The sequence below is a fragment of the Arthrobacter sp. Hiyo1 genome (assembly GCF_001263615.2).
GTDB lineage: Bacteria > Actinomycetota > Actinomycetes > Actinomycetales > Micrococcaceae > Arthrobacter.
On the sequence record NZ_DF952470.1, the window covers coordinates 515,454 to 516,248 of the forward strand.

1 protein-coding gene is annotated in these 795 nt (G+C 64.4%); it reads right to left on the reverse strand.

Annotation, left to right across the window (positions count from 1 at the left end; genetic code table 11):
- Window positions 1–687: YhgE/Pip family protein (locus tag AHiyo1_RS11220; protein ID WP_113990638.1), on the reverse strand; the 687-nt coding region annotated here is incomplete at its 3' end.
- Between the last annotated feature and the right edge of the window lie 108 nt (window positions 688–795).

The window sequence follows — 795 nt, forward strand, 5'->3', positions numbered from 1 at the left end:
CTTGTTTTGGCCCGCCAGGAGCTCGGACGCACCGCTGCTGAGCTTGCTGGTGCCGTCGTGAAGGGCGGCCGCGCCGTCGCTGAGCTTCCCGACGCCGTCGGCAAGTTGGGAGGCGCCGTCGGACGCCTTGACGATCGAAGCGTGGATGGTGCCGAAGCCTGTGAGGAGTTGGTTGGCGGTTTCCTCGCCTACTTCCTTGGCCACAGTGGAGTGCACCGCAGTGGTGAGTTTGTCCACGATGGTGCTGAGGAGGTAGTTGTTCGCGTCATTGGTGGTGACGTTGAGCATCGCCTGGTTGGCCGCATTGAAACTGCCCGGCGAGACAAGGTTGGCCGAGAAATCCTTCGGGATCTTCAGGGCGAAGGCGTACTTGCCGGATTCAACGCCGGCATCGGCTTCGGCCGTGGTGGTCACCCGCTGCCAGTTGAACACGTGGCTCTCCACGAGGCTGTCGGCAACCTTCTGGCCAGCCTGCAGCTCCGGGCCGCTTGCCGGCTGGGCTCCCGCGTCCTCGACGACCAAGGCGGCGTCGATCTGGTTGAGATTGCCGTAAGGATCCCAGTTCGCGTAAAGGTACACGGCCCCGTAGAGGAGGGGCACCATGGTCAGGGCGAGGATGGTCAGCTTGGGCAGGAGCCCGCCGGTCATGCGCTTGAGTTCGGAGCGGGCCAGCCGCAGAACAGTCACTTTGCGGTCCTTTGCAGGGTTTCGGGTACTTCTTCGGGATCTTCTTGCGCGGCTTCCGCGGGTTCGGCGGGTGCCGTGTGCGTGACCGAGTTGCCGATCACGGCGGCC